This is a genomic window from Serratia sp. Nf2 (genome assembly GCF_003028435.1).
Taxonomy (GTDB): Bacteria; Pseudomonadota; Gammaproteobacteria; order Enterobacterales; family Enterobacteriaceae; genus Serratia; species Serratia marcescens_L.
The window spans coordinates 315,547-332,107 of the sequence record NZ_PYTW01000004.1 but is presented as its reverse complement, the minus strand read 5'-3'; the positions used below and the strand labels follow the sequence as shown (position 1 = coordinate 332,107).

General features: G+C 55.9%; 16 protein-coding genes and 1 tRNA gene. 2 read left to right on the top strand and 15 right to left on the bottom strand.

The annotated features are described in order from the left end of the window. Positions 1 to 38: 38 nt before the first annotated feature. The 3 genes from C9411_RS11875 to lpxO all read right to left on the bottom strand — a co-directional run bounded on the left by C9411_RS11875 (position 39) and on the right by lpxO (position 2,979). Positions 39 to 737: a CTP synthase gene (locus tag C9411_RS11875; protein ID WP_172837458.1), complete on the bottom strand. Its 699-nt coding sequence runs from the start codon at positions 735 to 737 to the stop codon at positions 39 to 41. A 114-nt stretch (positions 738 to 851) separates the two neighbouring features. Beyond that, positions 852 to 1,772 (bottom strand): kdo(2)-lipid IV(A) palmitoleoyltransferase, encoded by a 921-nt coding sequence (lpxP, locus tag C9411_RS11870; protein ID WP_063988546.1) that lies wholly within the window; start codon positions 1,770 to 1,772, stop codon positions 852 to 854. A gap of 301 nt (positions 1,773 to 2,073) precedes the next feature. Then, the gene (gene lpxO / locus C9411_RS11865; protein WP_107227105.1) at positions 2,074 to 2,979 is read right to left on the bottom strand and encodes a lipid A hydroxylase LpxO; all 906 of its coding nucleotides are present in this window, start codon (positions 2,977 to 2,979) and stop codon (positions 2,074 to 2,076) included. Positions 2,980 to 3,226: 247 nt separating this feature from the next. Between lpxO and C9411_RS11860 the strand changes: the two genes are divergently transcribed. Continuing rightward, the gene (locus C9411_RS11860; RefSeq protein ID WP_016930249.1) at positions 3,227 to 3,568 is read left to right on the top strand and encodes a hypothetical protein; all 342 of its coding nucleotides are present in this window, start codon (positions 3,227 to 3,229) and stop codon (positions 3,566 to 3,568) included. A 209-nt stretch (positions 3,569 to 3,777) separates the two neighbouring features. Beyond that, positions 3,778 to 3,945 (top strand): hypothetical protein, encoded by a 168-nt coding sequence (locus tag C9411_RS25710; protein WP_158263877.1) that lies wholly within the window; start codon positions 3,778 to 3,780, stop codon positions 3,943 to 3,945. A 74-nt stretch (positions 3,946 to 4,019) separates the two neighbouring features. On the opposite strand, the gene fis is transcribed toward C9411_RS25710, so the two are convergent. The 12 genes from fis to accB form a co-directional block, all read right to left on the bottom strand. Further along, a complete protein-coding gene (gene fis / locus C9411_RS11855) occupies positions 4,020 to 4,316 on the bottom strand; it encodes a DNA-binding transcriptional regulator Fis (RefSeq protein WP_000462905.1) in 297 nt (98 codons plus the stop codon). Then, a complete protein-coding gene (gene dusB, locus C9411_RS11850; RefSeq protein WP_107227136.1) occupies positions 4,298 to 5,302 on the bottom strand; it encodes a tRNA dihydrouridine synthase DusB in 1,005 nt (334 codons plus the stop codon). The genes fis and dusB overlap by 19 nt, the downstream gene beginning before the upstream one ends. A 393-nt stretch (positions 5,303 to 5,695) precedes the next feature. Continuing rightward, positions 5,696 to 6,577 (bottom strand): 50S ribosomal protein L11 methyltransferase, encoded by an 882-nt coding sequence (prmA, locus tag C9411_RS11845; protein ID WP_063988549.1) that lies wholly within the window; start codon positions 6,575 to 6,577, stop codon positions 5,696 to 5,698. 11 nt (positions 6,578 to 6,588) lie between these two features. After that, positions 6,589 to 8,034: a sodium/pantothenate symporter gene (gene panF, locus C9411_RS11840; RefSeq protein WP_107227104.1), complete on the bottom strand. Its 1,446-nt coding sequence runs from the start codon at positions 8,032 to 8,034 to the stop codon at positions 6,589 to 6,591. Continuing rightward, a complete protein-coding gene (locus tag C9411_RS11835; protein ID WP_004936865.1) occupies positions 8,024 to 8,266 on the bottom strand; it encodes a YhdT family protein in 243 nt (80 codons plus the stop codon). The genes panF and C9411_RS11835 overlap by 11 nt, the downstream gene beginning before the upstream one ends. Positions 8,267 to 8,485: 219 nt before the next feature. Beyond that, positions 8,486 to 8,562: transfer RNA gene (locus C9411_RS11830), tRNA-OTHER, on the bottom strand. 195 nt (positions 8,563 to 8,757) lie between these two features. Then, a complete protein-coding gene (locus C9411_RS11825) occupies positions 8,758 to 9,963 on the bottom strand; it encodes an MFS transporter (RefSeq protein ID WP_107227103.1) in 1,206 nt (401 codons plus the stop codon). Between the two features lie 47 nt (positions 9,964 to 10,010). Beyond that, positions 10,011 to 12,242, bottom strand: a complete 2,232-nt coding sequence (locus C9411_RS11820; protein WP_107227102.1) for a hypothetical protein — start codon at positions 12,240 to 12,242, stop codon at positions 10,011 to 10,013. After that, entirely contained in the window at positions 12,242 to 13,195 is a 954-nt protein-coding gene (locus tag C9411_RS11815; protein WP_063988553.1) for a malate dehydrogenase, read from the bottom strand. The genes C9411_RS11820 and C9411_RS11815 overlap by 1 nt, the downstream gene beginning before the upstream one ends. Before the next feature lie 25 nt (positions 13,196 to 13,220). Then, positions 13,221 to 14,288 (bottom strand): cupin domain-containing protein, encoded by a 1,068-nt coding sequence (locus tag C9411_RS11810; RefSeq protein ID WP_028127541.1) that lies wholly within the window; start codon positions 14,286 to 14,288, stop codon positions 13,221 to 13,223. Positions 14,289 to 14,706: 418 nt separating this feature from the next. Continuing rightward, the gene (gene accC / locus C9411_RS11805) at positions 14,707 to 16,056 is read right to left on the bottom strand and encodes an acetyl-CoA carboxylase biotin carboxylase subunit (RefSeq protein ID WP_063988554.1); all 1,350 of its coding nucleotides are present in this window, start codon (positions 16,054 to 16,056) and stop codon (positions 14,707 to 14,709) included. A gap of 12 nt (positions 16,057 to 16,068) precedes the next feature. Further along, positions 16,069 to 16,536 carry an acetyl-CoA carboxylase biotin carboxyl carrier protein gene (gene accB / locus C9411_RS11800; protein WP_038879746.1) on the bottom strand — a complete coding sequence of 156 codons (468 nt, stop codon included), beginning with the start codon at positions 16,534 to 16,536 and terminating at the stop codon, positions 16,069 to 16,071. Positions 16,537 to 16,561 lie beyond the last annotated feature (25 nt).

The window sequence follows — 16,561 nt, the reverse complement described above, 5'->3', positions numbered from 1 at the left end:
GTTGCTTGTCAATGAAGCCCTCGCAAGAGGGCTTTTTTTTACCCGTTGGCGGCGGTTTTGACGAGTTCCACCACCAGCGGTGAAAGCTCGCCGCGCAGCGCGGCGCGTTCCGACTGGAACAGCGTGGCGACATAAAAACGCCGGCCCGGCAGTTCGATGGCGCGCACGTCGCCTTCGGTGTCGTGGCCGCTGATCATCAGCGGGAAGCGCTCAAGATCGGCGACGAACTCCGGATTCACGCCGAAGTTGCAGTGGTAGCCTTCATGGGTGTTCAGGCTGCCGTAGGCCTGCGCGACGCGGGTCTCGGGCTGAAAAACGATGTCGCCGGTTTTTTCCACCAGCGAGCAGCTCAGCGGGGCGATCACCAACCGGCCGCCGCTGTCGGTTTCCGCATGGCCGGCGTCGTGCCAGCCCATCACGTTGCGGGCGTATTCGACGATGGCGTATTGAAAACCGCCGCAGGAGCCGAGGAACGGCACGTCGTTTTCCCGCGCATGACGGATCGCCATAAAGGCGCCGTCGTCGTAACGATACGGACTGCCCGGCACCACCCAGATGGCGTCAAAATTTTGCAGCGTTTCGGGGGCGGTCAGGGTGTCGGTCGGTAGCCACTGGGGCTGCACGTCGATGTCGAGATGGGCGGCGGCGAGCTGGAGCGCCACGGGGATGGCCTGATGGGCCACGGCTTGCGGGTTGTAATCACCGACCAGAGCAATGCGAACTTGAGCTTTCATCATTTCCTTTCCTGTGCGGGTAAAAAAGGAGATTACAGGAAAGTAGAGTGTCGAGCCGCCGCTTTTTAAACGTGGCGCACAAAAAAGCCCGGCGTGGCCGGGCTGAAAAAAAGAGGGTCAGTACAGCGAGGGCGCACCGGCCGGTCGGGTTTTGAAGCGGCGGTGCAGCCACATGTATTGCTCCGGCGCCCGCATGATCTCTTTCTCGATCACTTTGTTCATGTAAGCCGCCGCCGCCTGTTCGTCGCTGAGCGGATAGTCTTCCAGGGCAGGCTGGATCAGCAGGTCGTAGCCGCGGCCACGTTCGCGGCGGATCAGCACCACCGGCACCAGCGCCGGGTTGGCCATGCGTGCCAGCATGAAGGTGCCGCTGGTGGTAGCGGCCTGATCGACGGCGAACAGCGGGGCGAATACGCTGCCGCGCGGGCCGTAGTCCTGATCGGGCGCGAACCATACCGCCTCGCCGCGCTTGAGCGCGTGCACCATACCGCGCAGATCCTTGCGATCGATCATCGCCTTGTTGGAGCGCATGCGACCCTTGGTCTGCGCCCACTCCATCGCCTTGTTGTTGTGCGGACGGTACATCGCCATCATCGGCTGGCACAGACCCATTGCCCGGCCGCCCAGCTCCAGCGACATAAAGTGCACGCCGATCACCAGCACGCCGCGATCGTCGCGCTGCGCCATTTTGAGGTGGTTGATGCCGGAGACGTTGAACCAGCGCTTGACGCGTTTATCCGACCAGAACCAGGCCATGCCGGTTTCCAACAGGCCCATGCCGAGCGATTCGAAGTTGCCCACCACCTTGCGCTCACGCTGCGCTTCGTCCATCTCGGGGAAGCACAGCTCGAGGTTGCGACGGGTGATGGTGACGCGGCGTTTGAGAAATCGCATCGAAGTGCGCCCCATCCACACTCCCAGCCGATTGAGCAACGGGTAGGGGAGCTGGACCAGCAGGAACAGCAGGGCGAGACCGAACCAGGTGAGCCAGTAGCGCGGGTGCAGCAAGGCCAGTTGAAATGCTTTGGCTGATTTCATAGAAACTCTTTTTATACGTTAAAGGGGGGCAGCAAGCTGTAACGCATAAAGGTTCCACTCGATAGCGATACGACTACTCAGACACCCAAGTACGGCCAGGGTTTAGTCGGAATTCCATAATTGACTAAACATTTACATTCGAAGGGCGGTTTGCGCTGCTATCAGGCTTCGGAGGGATAGCTGTTGGCCAGCGGAGGCGGCTCTAGGAACGTGTATGTTAACACAGGGTACGGGGTGTGGCGGAAGAGGGGCATGCGAATATTCTCATTCGCGTTGCCCCTGAGTTGATGATTGGCTCGTTTTATAGGCTGGGAATGATAATCGCGGCGAAAATGGCGGCGATCGCCAGCCACTTCAGCAGGTAGTAACCGCGGCGGTTGCGCGCCTTCAGGCGTTGGCCGGCATCGCGCACCGCGTTGACGTACTTGAAGATGCGGTTGATGCCGCCGGTGCGATCCTGATCGTCGTTCGGCGAGCTGGCCGCCGACATCAGCGTGGCGCCGACCCAGTGGTTGACCGCCTGCGCCCAGCGCCATTTCATCGGCCGTTCGACGTCGCAAAACAGAATGATGCGCGTCTGATCGGTGGCGTTTTGTGCCCAGTGCACGTAGGTTTCGTCAAAGATCACCGCCTCGCCGTCGCGCCAGCTGTGCTGCTCGCCGTCCACCTCGATGAAGCAGCGGTCGTCGTTGGGCGTCATCAGCCCCAGGTGATAGCGCACCGAACCGGCGTAAGGATCGCGGTGTTTACCCAAATGGCTGCCGGGCGGCAGCTCGGCGAACATCGCCGCCTTGACCGACGGGATGCGGTTGAGCAGCGCGACGGTTTTTGGGCACAGCGTCTGCGCCGAAGGGTGGCTGTCGCTGTACCATTTCAGATAGAAACGTTTCCAGCCGCGCTTGAAGAAAGTGTTGAACCCTGCGTCGTTGTGCGACTGCGCCTTTTTGATGTGATCCTGCAGGCGTACCGCTTCCTCGCGGATCACCTGCCAGTTGTCGGTCAGCGTCTGCAGCTCCGGGAAGCCTTTTTCGTCGAAGTAGGGCTGTTTGGCGGGCAAGCGGGAGAAGCCGGTCATAAACATGTTGATCGGCCCCATAAAGGTGGAGTGATCGAACAGTTGGCGGGTAAGCTTTTGTTTCTCTTTGCCGCGGGAGTGGGCGTAGAGGAAGCTGATGATAAAAATGCCGATAATGATCGCGGCAACCATAGAATCCATCCCTGTTGGTGCTTGTTAAAAATTCGTACAAATTATAGTTTTGTGACAGGAAAAATTTAACTTTTTCGTGCGCTTTCCCGCTCATGCTGCTTGGTGGCATAAAAAATCAATAAAAATATTGGTAATAAAATTTTATATCGATTTTTTTGGTTTTAGTCCTATTCTTAAATCGTTCAAGGGGCGTTTCATGCCATCTTGTTTCATAACGAATGGCACGTATTTGAGAAAAGAGGGACTTATGAAGAAATCAATCATTGCCTTGTCTGCACTGCTGCTCGCTTCCCCGGTGTTCGCCGCTGAAACCGCGACCGACACCGCCGCCCACGCCAGCAACGAGGTCGTTGCTGAAGCGCACAAAGGGGCGGATACCGCCAAAGAAAAGCTGCACCAGTCTCAGGACAAGGGTGAGGAGCTGAAGCTGAAAGCCAAACACGCCGCCGAAGGCAAAAGCGACAGCGTCGGCAGCAAAGTGAGCGAAGGCTCGCAAAAGGCCTGGCACTCCACCAAACAGGGTACGGAGAAGGCTTGGGACAAGACCAAGCAAGGGGCGGAAAGCCTCAAGAACAAAGCGACCGAGTAAGGTCTTCGCTTTTACCCCAAGGGCCGCGTAGCGGCCTTTTTTATTGCCTGCAATCCAGAGCCGATACCGCGCTTTGTCGCCCTGATTAAAACGTGAGAGTATCCTTCATCGATTGGCGACTCCGTCGCAAGTAAGAAGGAAGCCCTATGAGGCCCTATTGGATAAGGCGTTTATTGACACCCTCACCCACCTGGACAGGCAGAGCATCGGTGATCTTGGGTCTGCTGGTGTTTGTGGTGTTGAGCGGGCTGGATAGCCTGGGTGTAGCGTTGGACGGGTGGACGCGCTACGTGATGATCGCGGGCGTGGCGGGTATTTGCTATTTCATTGCCGGGTATATTGATAAGCGCATTCCGCGTAAAGCACCGCCAATGTAGGCACAAGCCAGAAAAAGAAAAAGGCGCTTATCAAATGAGATAAAGCGCCTTTTCAACACGTTAACTGACTAGTATCAGTTCATGCCGTATTTTTTCAGCTTCTTGCGCAGCGTGCCGCGGTTGATGCCCATCATCAGGGCTGCGCGGGTCTGGTTGCCACGGGTGTATTGCATCACCATGTCCAACAGTGGCTGTTCAACTTCAGCCAGTACCAGCTCATACAGGTCATTTACGTCTTGACCGTTCAGTTGAGCAAAATAGTTCTTCAGTGCTTGTTTAACCGAGTCACGCAGAGGCTTTTGAGTCACCTGATCTTGTGAGTTAACGGTAGAAACGGTCAGTACGTCAGAATTTACGCGTTGTTCGAACATAGTTCTGTCAGCTCTTTTTTTACGCTAAGATTTTCGAAATATGCCTCCAACGCCTCCAGCTGTTCGCTGGCATCCTCTATGGCGTTGAATGTGCGCCGAAACTGGTCATTCGGAGCGTGTTCCTGGAGATACCAGGACACGTGCTTACGAGCAATCCGGAATCCCTTGCCTTGGCCATAGAAGCCGTGCAATTCCCGAATGTGCCCAATCAACAAGCGCTTCACCTCGCCAAGCGGCAGCGGCGGCAGCAACTCCCCAGTGTCCAGATAATGCTGGATTTCCCGGAAGATCCAGGGTCTCCCCTGAGCAGCGCGGCCTATCATCAGGGCATCGGCCCCGGTGTAGTCAAGCACTGCTCTGGCTTTATGCGGGTCAGTAATATCCCCATTCGCGATAATCGGAATGGAAACACTCTGCTTAACTGCCCGAATGCTGTCGTATTCCGCGTTGCCGTTAAACAGACAGGCGCGGGTTCGGCCGTGAATCGTCAGAGCCTGAATACCACAGTTTTCGGCCAGTTGGGCAATCTCTACACAGTTACGATGCTCTGGCGCCCAGCCGGTGCGAATCTTCAGCGTTACCGGCACATCCACTGCGTCAACCACCGCGTGGAGGATCCGTTTAACAAGATCCGGGTACTGCAACAAAGCGGACCCGGCAAGCTTCCGGTTCACTTTTTTGGCCGGGCATCCCATATTGATGTCGATGATCTGCGCGCCGTTGGCCACGTTGATACGCGCGGCGGCGGCCATATCATCAGGATCGCATCCGGCAATCTGCACGGATCGGATCCCTGGTTCATCGCTATGCACCATACGCAGACGCGACTTATCCGTCCGCCACACCTCCGGGTTGGAGGAGAGCATTTCGGATACAGCCATCCCAGCACCCATTGCATGACAGAGGGTTCTGAACGGGCGATCTGTAATACCGGCCATCGGGGCCGCAATCAGGCAATTAGTAAGCTGGTGGTGTCCAATGCGCATAGACAAAGAGTGACCATACTGTGTCCGCAAGGGCGCGTATATTACGCATTTTTGCGCCGAGATGAAAGGCCAAACTTTAACCAATTGGCCCGATATTAGGACGAAAAATGCGCTACGCAGTGTTTCATAAAAATATTATATATATTTTACAATAAGTTGACGAAAAGTGCTTATTTTGTGTGCGGAAAAATATTCGCCTTTGCGCAGAATATTATCTGCATTCACCTGCGTTTTTTGCCGAAATAGCCTGCCTGGAAGGCGCATTGTCAGGGCGATCCGTCGTTGAGCGGCGAAAAATTGCATAAAATTTTGTCTCGCCCGCGGGCCGATCGCCGGACAAAAAAAATCCACCGGCGCTGGGCCGGTGGATGAGGGGGCAATAGACCGTGGCGCTTACTTGCGGCGGCCGGTGATGCGGCACCATTCTTCGCGCTCGGCGACCGGATCGAGCGTGAACTGCTCTTCGTAGGCTTGCGCAACGCTGCTCGCCTGGCTGGCCAGCACGCCGGACAGCCCCAGATGACCGCCGGCCTTCGGCAGGCAACCGATCAGCGGCGCCAGCTCGCGCAGTGGGCCGGCAAGGATGTTGGCGACCACCACGTCCGCCAGCAGGTCCGCCGGCTGGTCTTTCGGCAGATACAGTTCCAGACGCTCTGAAACGCCGTTACGCTGCGCGTTGTCGCGGCTGGCCTGAATGGCCTGGGGATCGATGTCGATGCCGATAGCGCGCGCCGCACCCAGCTTCAGGGCGGCGATTGCCAGGATGCCGGAACCGCAACCGAAGTCGATAACGGTTTTGCCGGCCAGATCGAGGCCGTCCAACCACTGCAGGCACAGCGCGGTGGTCGGGTGGGTGCCGGTGCCGAACGCCAGGCCCGGATCGAGCATCACGTTGACCGCGTCGGGATCCGGCACGTCGCGCCAGCTCGGGCAGATCCACAAGCGCTCGCCGAAGCGCATCGGGTGGAAGTTGTCCATCCATTCGCGCTCCCAGTCCTTGTCTTCCAGCTGTTCTATCTTGTGGCGGAAACCGGCGCCCAGCAGCGGGTGCTGTTCCAGCATCGCCACCACCTCGGCCATATCGGTTTCCGCGTCGTACAGGCCGATCACGTCGGTATCGCCCCACAGCAGGGTTTCACCCGGCAAAGGTTCGAACACCGGGTTGTCGTGGGTGTCCTGGAAGGTCACCGACACGGCGCCGCTTTCCACCAGCGCGTCGCTCAGGTCTTCCGCCTGGCTGCCGGTGGTGTTCAGTTTGAGTTGGATCCAAGGCATAGCAATTCTCTTCAAGAGGGTAATGATGACGCCGCCTGGCGCTTTTCGCCGACGACGTTACCGAGATAAAACGCCAACAGGCTGAGCAACAGCGAAGGCACGATAGGGTGCAGCCCCGCCGGTTGCAGGTTGAAGCTGGCCAATAGCGTATAGCATACCGCACCCGACAGCATTGAGCTAAGCGCTCCCTGAGCATTGGCGCGTTCCCAATACAGGCCCAGCACCAGTGGCCACAGGAAGACCGCCTCCAGCCCGCCGAAAGCCAGCAGGTTGAGCCAGATGATCATCTCAGGCGGCCGCCAGGCCGCCAGCAGCACCAGCAGACCGAGGATCAGCGTGGTCAGGCTGGAGAAGCGCTTGATCAGCCGCTCGTTGTGGATCTGCTGTGGGCGTATGCCCAGGTAGAGATCCTTGATGATGGTGGCGGAAGATTGCAGCAGTTGGGCATTGATGGTCGACATGATCGCCGCCATCGGCGCCGCCAAAAAGATCCCGGCGGCGTACGGCGGCAACACGGTGATCATCAGCGTCGGGATCACCTGATCGGGGATCTTGAGATCCGGCAACACCGCGCGGCCGAGCGCGCCGGCCAGGTGCATGCCGAACATCAGCACCGCCACCACCACGGTGCCGAGCAGAATGCCGCGATGCACCGCCTTGCTGTCTTTGTAAGAAATGCAGCGCACGGCGGTGTGCGGCAGGCCAATCACCCCGAAGCACACCAGGATCCAGAACGACGCCATAAACGGCAGGCTGAGGATCTGATCGCCGCCCTGCGGCGACACCAGCGCCGGGTCGATCTGCTGCAGTTTGTTCACCGCGCTGTCCAGCCCGCCGGCGGCGTGGATCACCGCCACCAGCAGCAGCACGGTGCCGAGCAGCATCACCAGCCCCTGCATGGCGTCGTTCAGCACGCTGGCGCGGAAGCCGCCGAAGGCGGTGTACAGCGCAATGCTGATGCCGAAGATCAGCAGGCCGGTGTCGTAAGGAATGCCGGCGGCGGTCTCCAGCAGGCGGGCGCCGCCGATGAACTGCACCGTCATGGCGCCGAGGAACGCCACCAGCAGGCTGAGGCTGGCCAGCCACACCAGCAGGCGGCTTTGGTAGCGGCCATACAGCATGTCATTGAGAGTGATGGCGTTGTAGCGCCGCGCCAGGATGGCGAATTTCTTGCCCAGCACGCCGAGCGACAGCCACACCGCCGGCAGCTGGATCATCGCCAGCAGCACCCAGCCCAGGCCGTATTTGTAGGCGGCGCCGGGGCCGCCGATAAACGAACTGGCGCTGATGTAGGTGGCGGTCAGGGTCATCGCCAGCACAAAGCCGCCCATCGAGCGGTTGCCGAGGAAGTATTCGCTGAGGAAATTCCCGCTCTGGCGGCGGCTGTAGGCGTACACCGACAGGCCGAACACCAGCAGCAGGTAGGCGATCAGCGGCAGGATCACTTCAGTTTGCATCGCGGTCCTCCAGCGAAATGTCGCGGAACACCGTGCGTACCATCAGCCAGCACAGGCCGATGAACAGCAGTGGTACCAGTAAGCAGGCCATTTCGAACCAATGCGGCAGGCCGGTGACGCCGATAGCGCTGTCCGGCAGGTAGGCCGCCAGTCCCCAGGCCAGCAGGTAGAGCAGCGTCAGCCCCAGCGCCCAGCGCGCTTCGCGGTGCGCCTGAATAAAACGTTTGTCCATCAGTGTCCCCCATAGGTTTACGATGATGGCTTGTGACAAGAACAGATGAAGGAACAGGATTGTACGGAATGTGCGGCGTTTGGCTAATAAATTATTCACCTTTCCGGTGAACGCAACGGGGTGATGGAAAGAAAAGAGGGGGGTAAATATATAAACTGTTGCCGGTTTATTTCGATTGAAAAATAATTAAAGAGAATGGGAAAGGAATGGGTTTTATATTGGTTGGCGCAACCGGAATCGAACCAGGTGACCTCTGTGAAGTATGACACAGCGCTCTACCACTGAGCTACACGCCTGCAATAAACAAATTTATAACATCTCCTAATCATTCATGTAAATAGATTTTTTTATTTTTTGCTATTAAATAAATCGTTCGGTTAAATAATAACCTGCATATCCTTCGCCATTTATTTACTGTGATTAATATCACGATAAAGCCGCCCCGTTAATACGCTTAAACAAGGGCGGCGTTAATTAGCGGATTAACAATGTCACGCGGTTATCGTTCTTTTCTCAGATATTCTTTCTGAAATAGTATAAAGAACGATGACGCCGATGCACAAAAAGAACATCACGGCATACAGGGCGCCACCGCCACCTTGTTTTAACAGCAAACCGCCGACAAAAGGGGCGAGCGCCAGGCCAAATTCGTAAAACGTGGCGGCGCCGAAGTAAGCCCCTTTTAGGTTAGACGGCGCCATACGATCAATTTGTATATTGAGCGTAGGGAACAGGATGACTTCGCCGAGGCTGAGCAGGAACATGGCGACCAACCACAGCACCCAGCTTTCACTGGAAACCAGCAGGAAGACAATTTGTGAAAGCGCGAGAAAGAACACGCCCAGGCTGGTTTTCAGTGCCAATGACATGCGACGGGTAAAGCGCTCGGTGAAATACTGCAGCGTTATCACCGTAGCTGCATTGATGAATATCAGCACGCTGAGCAGGTATTCGGGGTTGTGCACCTGGCTGATCATGAGGTATTGCGGCAGCGTCACGTCGATCTGCCCGTAGACCAGCATCACCAAAATGTTGGCGACAACCAAAACCTTGAACGCCTGATCGTTCCAGATAATCCGCAAAGAGCCAATGAACGAGAAGGTGGCGTTGCGCGTTTCTTTACCGTGCCCCGCTTTGAATACCGCGAGCACCAGCAGCAAATAGCAAAGGAACGACAATGCGGTGACGAAGAAGGTGGCCTTCTGCGCCGTCAGCCCGAGAGCGACACCCACTAATGGGCCTACGGCTGCGCCCACGTTCATCAGGAAGTAGCGAATGTTCAACGCGCGTTCTCGCTCTTGCCTGTCATGGAGAATATCGCCGATCACCGCTTTGCTGGCGGGTTCGATCAATGAGCGCGAAATGCCATTGAGTAAAATACCGACAAAATACCACGCCGGTGAGTTGGCCAACGCAAGTACGCTAAATGAAATGATAGCGGCAATTGCACCGAGAATAATCAACGTGCGACGGCCATATTTGTCTGATGCGCCACCGAAGAGATAGCCGAAAGAAATAGACACGATAAGTGATACGCTCATCATGACGCCGATTTCCACCGGAGTCATCGCGTAGTTATTTCTCATGAGAATGGTAATGAATGGCCAAATCATGAAAAAGCAGGCGCGCGTCAAAAACGTCCCGATAAAGATAACCCATATTTCTTTTGGGAAATAAGGGATGAATGTTGACCTCAAGGCGGTTTCTCCTTAAATGTTGCTCGTCGTCTGTTGAACCGAGTGTATTACACCTTTTCCAAACTTTCCTTTTCCCATCGGTTAGCCAGAGAGAGTAACGGCGTCACTCCGGCTTCTCTAATCCTCGCGATGAGATTTTTCCGCTGATCGAAGATAACCGGATGCGGGCTGATGCCTTGAATAATCGCGGCGACAGTCGCCGAGACTGGCGTGCTATGCGCCAGCGTTGGAATCGCCAGAACGTTCATGCAGTATTCGAACATGGAATCGACGGAGTTCAATTTACCCAACATCAAGAACGTCATTTCATCTCCGACGAGGATAGCGCCAAGGCTGTCGAATATCATTTTGACTTGCGCCACGGGCTTCTCTTTCAGATGGAAACTGAGCAGTGCGCGGAACTGGTCGCGATTCAGACGGCCCTGTTTCATCTCGTCATTCAGCATGGCGAGTGCCTGGCGTACATAATTTTCCTCTTCGTTGAACAGATCTGCCGAAGCGCAGCGGAAATGCTGTTTGAGGAAATACCAGTGAAAGACATATTTGCCGTCGAATTCAAGGCGAACAACGTTGGTGAAGTCTTCCAGATCGTGCCGTTCCGGGTGGAATTCGCTGAGATCGCAACGAATATCGATGCCGGAAGAGGAGGCGATTCGGCGGCAAATGGTGGTGATATCAGCTTCGCCCAATAGCGCTTGCAGCATATGCTGCATGTTGTTACCGCCGGCGGCCAACTCGCAATAGGCGTCTTTGCCTGGCGTCAGGTATTTGATTCGGCTGTCGCGCGCATTGAGTGATGAGGCAATCTCAGCCCATTGGTTATGTACTTCCTGGCTTCTGATCGTTTCCAAACGAGGGTTTTTCTCATAGAACGCGATGACGCGCGGATCGACAGCCAGGCCACTGCGTTTGAGTATTCCGGCGTCAAGCTGCGCGCTTGCTTGGTTTTTCACCAGGACATTGATGAAGTTGCGCAGCGAACTCTCCCCGCAATCTGAGAACGAGACGTCAGAATCCGGCGCGGGGCGGCAGGTTTTGGTGATGCACAGCGGCGGAAAATAGCGGCCGTACACTTCGCGATCGTAATAGTCATGGCAGCGATCGGGGAAGTGCGTCTCGCCCGTCGCCGTTTCGCCGAACAGCTCCCCGCTCAGCTCCCGCAGTTGCTGCATGTAGGCGGTCAATTTGCCGAAGTTACCCTTGCATTTCAGCCACAGCGCCGCGTTGAGCAAATGAAACACCTCCCTGTCGTGCCCGGCGGTGCGGCTGGCCGCGATCAGTAAACGACATAAGTTGTGCAACTCGGCCAGCAAGCTGTCGCGATCTGCGCAGTGGATACCGACGTAATCCTGCACACGTCGCGGCAGATAGCGGTGATACTTGTTGAAAGGCAGATGCAATGCGATGAAGTCGGCGCTGAATCCCTCGGTTTGCAGCCGTTCGACGGTGCTTTCGGTAAAATTTTCCGCCAGCATGCTGGCGCGCAAGGTGGCTTCATCTTTTTGCTGGCGGGCATGTTCGACGGCGGCCAGCGCGTTTTGCCAGGCGGGGAACAGGCCGGCTTGCTGCACGGCTTCTTGCTGCGCCGCATTCACGCGTGCTTCCAGCTCGGCGATTTCGGCATTGAGCGCCAACAGTTGCGCCTCTTTATTCTCCGCAGCGCTTTTGCCCAGCGCTTTTTTACCGGTTTTTAGCGCGGCGATCGCGGCTCGACATTGTTGGATCGGCGCCTGCTGCGCTTTAACGGCGTTTTCCGCCTGTTGCAGGATCTGGTTCAGCGCTTTTTCCTGCGTTTTCAACTGAGCGCCTAAGGCGAGCGCTTCGCTCTCCGCGGCGGCGATCTGCGCTTTTGTGTCCTCGAATTGTTGCAGCACGCTGTCGCACAGCCGGCGTATTTGCACAGAAAGCCGATGTTGCTGCTCAATGGCATCGTGAAAGTCCGTTTCATCTCGTACATGCTGATATAACGAGGCGATATCATTGTCGGTGAAACGCCGGCTGCTCATGAAAGCCACCAGCCGTGCAAGGGTGGCGGGGGAAAACCAGGTGAACGGGTTCTTCACCTCTTTGCTTACGTCAAACTCGACCAGGTCAGTGCGGTAGAACAACGCGCGCGCCACCTGGCCGATCGGGTGATCGGCGCCAAGAAAACGATAATACTTTTCCGCGAGTTCGTTGTGGCACCAGATCACCCCGTACAGTGGCGAAAGAAAGCGATACTCAGGGCGTAACGGCATGTAGAGATCGCGGAAAATCTGTCTGGTTTGATCGGTCGTCATCAGCTAAAACCTTGGATGATGTTTTTTAACTTGAGCGCCGCCTGGTGGATTTGTTGTTGTTCATCCTGATTGGGCATCAGCGGCAGCGGCGTAAAGACGTCGTCGCGCAGAGCCAGCGGCCAGGACATGAACACGCCCAGTTCCGGCAGCCAGACCGAACCGCAGCAGGGGGTTTCGTCCCGTTGGATGATGCGCTCAAGCAAGATAAGAATGGAGGCGGCCGGGCCATATTTAGGAGGGCGCCGCATTTTGTGAAATATGTCCAACCCTTGATTGCGGGTATCGGTGACGATTTGCGCCAGCGCCTGTGCCGAAAGTACCTGGTTCAGCGGCCCCTCGTCGGTTGTTACCTGGCTGAGCAAGGGCACCAATCCGGCGCCGTGCTCGCCGCAGACCGTCAGGCTACGCACGTCGATGCGCTGCATGTCGATCCCGGAAATGCGGCAGATGCTTTTCAGCAGCCTGGCGGTGTTGTGCGCGGCGCCGATACCTATCACCCGGCAGCGAGAGTCGAGCAGGATTTTATCGATGTAATAGCTGATGCTATCCACCGGATTGACCGCATTGATGATGTGACAACCGGGAGCAATGAAGGGTTTGGCTCGGCTAAAAATGGCCTCGCTGAGCCGTACGTGATCGTCCAGCAACGCCTGGCGGTCATGCATCGGAAAGGTTGAAGGCACGCCATAGCAACAGAGGATCACGTCAGCCCCGTCGATGTGGCGGTAGTCATCCGTCACAACAATCTTGGGTAAAGACGTTCGGTTATGGCGTGAGAAGAGCGCTTCCGCCAGCAGGCCATCAAGAATATCTTCGCAAACGGCTGAATACTTTTCGGTATTTCGGCAGATGATCACGACTTCATTGACGCTGCCACGTCGCTCGGTCGTACTTAACAGCGCGTTTAGCGTCTCTTGCCCAATGCCGCCGAATCCCAATAAAACAATTTTCATGACCGCTCCTGATGACCTGCCCGGCTTATGCTTCGATCAGTTCGGCCAGTCTTGCATACTGCTTCTCAACCATACTCCACCCTTTATCGAGTACGGCTTTGACACGCTGGAATTGTTCTTCGGTCATCCCCTTGAAGAACGCTTTATCCACTTCCTGATGATCGCCATCGAATTCGGAGTGATCCTCGAAATGGTTCTGTTTGCTCGGATCGAACACGTGTTTGATGTTGTTATAGAAAACGAAAGCCGAACCTTCGATGACAAAGTGCACCAGGATAGCCTGTTCCAGATTATCCAGCGTGATCATCTGGTGGTTGAACCAGATGCACAGTGCTTCAAAGATCGCGTCTTCGCGAACTTGGAGGTTGTCGCGGCTGTTGCGCAGCACCTCGTCATGGCCGAATTCTTCTTTCAGATGCTCACTGAAGAAACGTGAGAAGCGAACGTCTTCACACAGTGCGCTACGCAGCAGCACCATTTTTTGGAACTGATCGGACAGGATCTGCAGGTAGTCCAGGAACAAGGATTTTTTCGCCTCGGAGAAGGTTTTATCCTTGGCGAATGCGGTAAAGATCTTGTTGTCCTGATAGCGCTCGATGTAGCGGGCGTTATGCGCTTTAAGCTGATGGTAGTAAGCGTAGGGATCTTGATCGAAAGTCACCAGTGGCTTGCTTGGATCTTCATAGAGCCCGCGCTCCTCAAACTGGATTGACAGCCCCCAGTAGCCGTTGTCGCCCGCGCCGATGAAGCCGTGATCCGCGCCTGGCGGAATGCAGATGACATCGCCTGGAACGGCCCGGCGGTCAACGCCGTCTCCCAGCAGGATCGCTTCCCCTTCACAAATGATATACAGCGAAGATATTGGATGAACATGCACATCCAGCTTTTCGTTTTTCGCCAGACGCACCCAGCTTACTGCCAGGCGTGCCTGTTCGGGAATAAAGCGGTTCATTTCCTCATTGGCGCGGAAATTCTTCACTTCACCCAAAAGCTTCTCAATCCCGTTTTCCTTAATGCTTTTTATGGTTTCCATGTCAGCACGGTGGTACTGGGAAAACACGGGCTTACGGTCGTATTCAGTTACATGGCTCATTAAGACATTACTCATCTAAGTCAATAAAAAGGATAAATAAAAAGAGAAAAAGAGCGCGCTGCATTCGATCGACGGCGACAATAGCACGGGCTATCACCGAGCGGATGTGATCGGGGTCAAGCTTTGTAATTAATACGTTAATTTTGTTAAAGCTTGTGGCGTGTGAAAATGCGAGGGATTGGGTTTTTTCCTTGATAATATTTATTTTTAAGCTAAGAGTTCATTATTTTTTGTTTAAAAACAGTTGGTTATGTTTTATGTGGTGAGGCGAGTGGGGGGCTCGATAAATGTGAAGATAAAGTTATCTGTGAAGATTTGATTCTATTTTGCGCGGTTGAACGAAAAAATCAGGCGGGCGCGAGAAAAGAAAAAGGCCGGTGATTAACCGGCCTTTCGTCAGACGATGCTGCGTACCTGCTTAGGTTTCCTGCAGACCCAGCTTCTTCTCCAGATAGTGAATGTTGGTGCCACCGTGCTGGAAGTTTTCGTCGTTCATGATTTTCTGCTGCAGCTCAACGTTGGTTTTGATGCCGTCGATGATCAGTTCAGCCAGGGCGTTTTTCATGCGGGCAATCGCCACGTCACGGTTTTCGCCGAAGGTGATCAGTTTGCCGATCATGGAGTCATAGTACGGCGGTACGGTGTAACCGGCGTAGATATGAGATTCCCAACGCACGCCGAAACCACCTGGCGCGTGGAAGCGGGTGATCTTGCCCGGGCTCGGCAGGAAGGTGTTCGGATCTTCGGCGTTGATACGGCATTCTACCGCGTGGCCGTGGATCTTCACTTCTTCCTGTTTGATCGACAGCGGCTGACCGGCAGCGATGCGCAGCTGCTCTTTGATCAGATCCACGCCGGTGATCATTTCGGTAACCGGGTGCTCTACCTGAATACGGGTGTTCATTTCGATGAAATAGAACTCGCCGTTTTCATACAGGAACTCGAAGGTGCCCGCACCGCGGTAGCCGATTTCCACGCAGGCTTTCGAGCAGCGCTCGCCGATGTAACGGCGCATTTCGCTGGTGATGCCCGGTGCCGGTGCTTCTTCTACCACTTTCTGGTGGCGGCGCTGCATGGAGCAGTCGCGTTCGGCCAGATAGATGGCGTTGCCCTGGCCGTCGGCCAATACCTGAATCTCGATGTGGCGCGGATTCTCCAGGAATTTCTCCATGTACACCATGTCGTTGTTGAAAGCCGCTTTGGCTTCCGCTTTCGTCATGTTGATGGACTGCTCAAGGTCTTTGTCGCTGCGCACGACGCGCATGCCGCGACCGCCGCCGCCGCCGGACGCCTTGATGATCACCGGGTAACCGATGCGCTTGGCGAAGGCACGGTTTTTATCCATGTCGTCGGTCAGCGGGCCGTCAGAGCCAGGTACGCAAGGCACGCCGGCTTTCTTCATGGCGTTGATCGCGGAAACCTTGTCGCCCATCAGGCGGATGGTTTCGGCTTTCGGGCCGATGAAGATGAAGCCGGAGCGTTCAACCTGCTCGGCGAAGTCGGCGTTCTCGGACAGGAAGCCGTAGCCTGGGTGGATCGCCACGGCGCCGGTGATTTCCGCCGCCGAGATGATGGCCGGGATGTTCAGATAGCTTTTTACCGATGGCGCAGGACCGATGCAGACGGTCTCGTCGGCCAGCAGCACGTGTTTCAGATCGCGGTCGGCCGCGGAGTGAACCGCAACGGTCTTGATGCCCAGTTCTTTACAGGCACGCAGGATGCGAAGCGCGATCTCGCCGCGGTTGGCGATAACAATTTTATCAAGCATGGGGGCGCCTCGTTATTCGATGACGACCAGCGGCTCGTCATATTCGACCGGCTGGCCGTTTTCCACCAGGATAGCTTTCACGACGCCGGACTTGTCGGCTTCGATCTGGTTCATCATTTTCATGGCTTCAACGATGCACAGGGTATCGCCGGCGTTCACTTTCTGGCCCACTTCCACGAAGGCTTTCGCGTCCGGGCTTGGGGTGCGGTAGAAGGTGCCTACCATTGGAGAACGAACGACGTGGCCACTCATGGCCGCCGGTGCCGCAGGGGTTTCTGCCGCAGGTGCGGTGGCAACGGCGGCAGCCAGGGCCGGCTGCTGCTGCGCCGGCATCGCGTAGGCCTGCTGCATGACGGGGTAAGCCTGCGCCGGTGCGGCACGGCTGATGCGAACCGATTCTTCGCCTTCAGAGATTTCCAGTTCAGAAATGCCTGATTCTTCAACCAGTTCGATCAGTTTCTTGATTTTACGAATATCCATGAGTGTGATTCCGTACTCTTTTTGT